At 67.4% G+C, this 853-nt stretch carries 1 protein-coding gene; it reads left to right on the top strand.

The features are described 5' to 3' along the window. Positions 1 to 38 precede the first annotated feature (38 nt). Positions 39 to 853: DNRLRE domain-containing protein (locus KBX37_RS35775; protein ID WP_210779897.1), on the top strand; the 815-nt coding region annotated here is incomplete at its 3' end.

Raw genomic sequence — 853 nt, 5'->3', positions numbered from 1 at the left:
CGAAGCTGGTGGTCACCTACGGCCGGCCGGGTGTCACGGTGAACCCGCCGACGACGATCACCTCGACCGGTGCGGTACTGGACTGGCCCGGGTACGTCGACCCGTCGACGGCGACCGGCGACAACATTGTCGAGTACCAGGTGCACCGCAGCGTCCACCAGAACTTCGAGCCCTCGGCCGCGACGTTGATCTCGCCGGTCTCCTCGGCCACCCGCGCGTACCAGGACACCACCGCGGTGCCGACGGCGGCCGACAACACCGACCCGATGGCCCGGAAGTTCTACTACTACATGGTCGCGGTCAAGACCCAGGACGGTCAGGTCATCGCCGGCCCCACCCAGCAGGCGATGCTGCCGAAGGCCGGCCAGATCACCCGGATCTACCGCAGCGCGGCGACCGACGCGACCGGCTCCAACGGCGTCATCGACACCACGCTCTCGGCGGCCCGGCCGACCGAGAACGTCAACTCCTACGACGGCGACCCGTACGTCAGCCCGGGCAACAACTCCAGCTGGTTCGGCGACACCCGGGGCCTGGTCAAGTTCCCCGCCCTGGCCGGCATCCCCACCGACGCGCAGATCGTCGACGCCGACCTGCGGATGTACAACAACGCCCTGTACCCGGGCACCGACACCGACGAATACGTCGACGTCTACAAGCTCAAGCGGGCCTTCAACGAGACCAAGGCCACCTGGAACAGCTACGACGGGGTGAACGCGTGGACCACGGCCGGCGGTGACTACGACACTGCCTGGAAGGCCAGCTTCAACGGGTTCACCAACGACCCCGAGTGGGAGAACTGGGACGTCACCACCGCGGTGAAGGGGTGGCACACCACTCCGACGACCAACTA

The sequence above is a fragment of the Micromonospora sp. U56 genome, assembly GCF_018070095.1.
In the GTDB taxonomy this organism is placed as follows: domain Bacteria; phylum Actinomycetota; class Actinomycetes; order Mycobacteriales; family Micromonosporaceae; genus Micromonospora; species Micromonospora purpureochromogenes.
This window is presented reverse-complemented; position numbering and strand designations above follow the sequence as displayed.